We start from the raw sequence: 3,856 nt of genomic DNA on the forward strand, positions 1-3,856 counted from the left end.
ATTAGTATTTAGTCGTTGGTAGATAGTATATAGTGAATTACCATTAATTCAGTAATTAGTAAAAAGTGATAAGTAATATAATTAACCAGTTTGCTGGTCTACCAGTCAAAAGAGTATAACGTATAACTTTTAAAATACAAATAAGAAATATGAAGTTCGAGATACAAGATATTTAGTTTACCGATTTACAACCAGTTCACCAGTTTATCGATTATTTTTGGTTTGCCAGTCAAAAGAGTATAACGTATACCGTATAACGTATACCGCAAAATCCCCTCTCCACTCGGTGGGAGAGGGTTAGGGTGAGGGGGTAAATAGTTTTTAGATTATAGCTTTCAGTTAAAATCAAAATATAAGGAAAATCAAAGAAAACTTATTGGAATACTATAATATTGGAATATTGGAAAAACAATAACAAATAGCACAGAAGTATTATTTTTTGCTTTATTCAAATATTATCTTCATTTACTTTTTCTAAAATCAGAAATTTGATACACATCTTTTCTATTACCAATGGCTAAGATTCTAATTTCATTATGAACAACTCTGTAGATGATTCTCCAATCACCAACTCTCAATTTCCGGTAACCTTTCAGGCTTCCATGAAGATAAAGACCATACTTTATCGGATTAGCTATTAATCTTTCTTGAATAGCATTTTGTATTCTTTTTGATATATCCGGGCTAAGTCCAGGAATGTCTTCACTTTTTACTTTTGGATGATATCTTATCTTCACTTTTATCCTTTATTCCATACTTCTTCATGACTTAATGCATCTTCCCAGTTAAAATCTTTTTCTCTTTGGGAGGCAATTAAATCAAAATACCTGTCCTCCAAAATTTCTAATCCTTCAAAAATCAAATCACGGCACAAACTTGAAATTGAGATACCTCTTTCCTTTGCCATTTTTTTTATTAAATCCCTGACTGGGGGTTCCAGGGAAACAAGTGTTCTTTGATTACTCATATTTATCACCAACTTATAAAATAAATATTTTTAGGCTACATTTAATGTTATTAATTTTAAATCATAGTATCACATATGATACATTATTGTCAATCTAAATATTATTTCGTATTACATATAACATAAAAATATAAATAACAAATAATAGATATAATGTACAAGATAGAATTATTATTTAGTAGTTGGTAGATAGCAGATAGTTTTCAGTATACCGTATAACGTTTAAATACAAAAAAATCAGTATTCAACACATTTCTGTTACAGCTATATCTTTAAACTATTGAACCAATTAACTAACGAAACGAATGAACTGTTCTATCATTCCGTATACCGTATTCAGTAAAGAAAAACAAATTCACCACCCCCACCTTTATCCTCCCCCCTCAAGGGGGAGGAAATGAGAAAAATGAGTCCTGCATTCAAGGGGGAGGAATTTAAAAGAAGATTGTCTTACCCTCAAGGGGGAAGAAATTAAAGAATTGTTAATCCTGCCCTCATGGGAGGATATAAAAATAGAGAATAGTCCTCCTCAGGGTGAGGGGATTAAAAGGGATAATCCTGTCCTCAGGGGGGAGGAGCTAAAAATAAATAATCATCCCTCAAGGGGGAGGAGATGAAAAGAATATCGAGAATAAAAATACAGTATAGGTTTTGAGTTTTCGGTCATCAGTTTTTAGTTAAAATCAAAAAAGAATCTGCCAACCGAAATTCAATTTACAAATTAATACTGAAAATCAGCATGAAATATCTAGGGGAAAAGGATGAGGAAAAATTGAGGAAAGAAATAAATTATCACTTTTACAGGAAAGATCTAAGTAACAAATTATGCATACATTAGCTTTCCTTTATGTCTAGGAATCTCTCTGCCTAATTCTTTGGCAACCTCTATCCATTCAGAAATAATTATTTGAATATTTTTTAGGGCATCTTCATAAGTTTCACCATCACTCATACACCCTGGAAGTTCAGGAACTTCGGCAATATAAGCTTGGTCTTTTTCGCTCCACCATACAATCACTTCGTATTTATACATTTTTCTCCTCCTTATGTAATTCATATTTTATAATTATATTTCTTACTTGTTTAACCTGATATGCTTTGGCTTTTCCATTTTTTAAAGATTGTAAGTTTATAATTTCTGAAATATTTTTTTTAAAAAATATATGGTGACTTCCCTTAATTCGCTCGCTAAACCCCAAATACAAAATAAATTTCCTTAAATCTGAAAATTTTATGTTTTTATCTGAAAGGGCAGATAATATATTTTTTAAAATATTCTTCATTATTCACTGTTTTCTTTTTTATATTTTTAAAAGAATAATCTTTACAATTATAATAACATATATAAGTTAATTTTTCATTATTAGCAAGACTAATATCTTCATGTGCTTACAAATTATATTCTCCTGCAGAAGATTCTGGGAATTCGACTTTTTCAATTGCCGAGTTTACAGCAAAAATACGGATATTGTTATCCATGGAGTCAACCGGGTAAACAAAAAAACCTGTTTTGGTAGGATTGTAGCTGTAACTTGTTCCGTATAATGCTTCTCCATCTTTAAAATATACTATAATGCGGCGCTCTGAAGGAGTAGTAGGGTTATAGTTGTCAAAATTTCTTACTTTCTGGTATTCCTTATCACCAATAAAATCCTTTACAAAATAAACTGCTTTCAGATCCGGCAGGTTAATGTCGATCTTTATTTTATCTGAATATTCTTTTAAAGGATTGATAAAAAATATTTCCCTGTTAGGATTAAAGCTGTTTAGCCATCCTTTGACTATCTTTCCGTCTTGATATTTTAATACAACTTTGTTTCCAGCCATTTAGCAATACCTGAATAATTTAATGTTTAGCAATGGGCAAATAGTAATAAAATTGCTAATTTACCCATTATAAAGTTGCGAGCAAATTTGAATTTAAAAAAAAATACTTAAGCACTATTAATAATAATATTTCTGTGCAAATATTGCAAATAAAATATGTTTTAGGGGGGTGAAGATAGCAAAACAGCATTCAGTAAAATCATATACTGTATAGCGTTTATATTCAGTGATAAGTAAGAAGTGATGAGTGATAGAATTTCAATTGACCGGAAAATTAGTATTCAACGCATTATTATTACAGTTATATCTTTAAACTAATGAACCAATTAACTAACGAAATGATTGAACTTTTCTAGTATTCCGTATTCCGTATAACGTGAAGAAAATAAGAACAAATTCACCCCCACCTTAGTCCTCCCCCCTCGAAGGGGGAGGAAACGAAGGGAGCTAATTAAATTCGTATACCGTTAAAAAACAAGCAAGAGATGTAGGAAAAAATTAGTAGTTAATCGTTGGTAGATAGTAGATAGTTAATTACTATTAATTCAGTAATAAGTAAAAAGTGATAAGTAATATAATTAACCAGTTTGCTGGTCTACCAGTCAAAAGAGTATAACGTGAAAAAACAAAAAACAATAAACCAAAAACATTTTTATATTTATTCCCCTCTCCCCTCGGGGGGAGAGGGTTAGGGTGAGGGGGATAATAGTTTTTCCCTAATAAATTCTAATACACCTTCAATATTATTAAGAACTTCATTATCCCAAAATCTCAATACTTCATATCCCTGCTCTTCTAACCACATATCTCTTAATTTATCTTTTTTATTTTCTAAATGTTGTCCACCATCTAATTCTATTATGATTTTTCTTTCTAAATTTACAAAATCTACGATATATTTTCCGATTGGGTGTTGGCGACGAAATTTAAATCCTGCAAGCTGATTTCCTCTTAGATATTTCCATAAATATTTTTCAGTATCAGTAGTATTTTTTCTGAGATTTTTAGCAAATTTTATATTTTTATTTTTCAATATTATTCTCCAATTTCACCCCCACCTTA

At 30.4% G+C, this 3,856-nt stretch carries 6 protein-coding genes; all 6 read right to left on the reverse strand.

Going from position 1 to position 3,856, the window contains the following annotated elements:
- Positions 1–461 precede the first annotated feature (461 nt).
- Positions 462–737, reverse strand: a complete 276-nt coding sequence (locus tag PHQ99_08095; protein ID MDD4289530.1) for a type II toxin-antitoxin system mRNA interferase toxin, RelE/StbE family — start codon at positions 735–737, stop codon at positions 462–464.
- Between the two features lie 2 nt (positions 738–739).
- Positions 740–967 carry an antitoxin, RHH family protein gene (locus tag PHQ99_08100; GenBank protein MDD4289531.1) on the reverse strand — a complete coding sequence of 76 codons (228 nt, stop codon included), beginning with the start codon at positions 965–967 and terminating at the stop codon, positions 740–742.
- 823 nt (positions 968–1,790) lie between these two features.
- Positions 1,791–2,000, reverse strand: a complete 210-nt coding sequence (locus tag PHQ99_08105) for a type II toxin-antitoxin system HicB family antitoxin (protein ID MDD4289532.1) — start codon at positions 1,998–2,000, stop codon at positions 1,791–1,793.
- A complete protein-coding gene (locus PHQ99_08110; protein MDD4289533.1) occupies positions 1,993–2,250 on the reverse strand; it encodes a type II toxin-antitoxin system HicA family toxin in 258 nt (85 codons plus the stop codon). The genes PHQ99_08105 and PHQ99_08110 overlap by 8 nt, the downstream gene beginning before the upstream one ends.
- 106 nt (positions 2,251–2,356) lie before the next feature.
- Positions 2,357–2,794: a hypothetical protein gene (locus PHQ99_08115; GenBank protein MDD4289534.1), complete on the reverse strand. Its 438-nt coding sequence runs from the start codon at positions 2,792–2,794 to the stop codon at positions 2,357–2,359.
- Positions 2,795–3,482: 688 nt separating this feature from the next.
- The gene (locus tag PHQ99_08120) at positions 3,483–3,827 is read right to left on the reverse strand and encodes a DUF559 domain-containing protein (GenBank protein MDD4289535.1); all 345 of its coding nucleotides are present in this window, start codon (positions 3,825–3,827) and stop codon (positions 3,483–3,485) included.
- Positions 3,828–3,856 lie beyond the last annotated feature (29 nt).

The sequence above is a fragment of the Atribacterota bacterium genome (assembly GCA_028703475.1).
Classification (GTDB): domain Bacteria; phylum Atribacterota; class Phoenicimicrobiia; order Phoenicimicrobiales; family Stramentimicrobiaceae; genus JAQVMU01.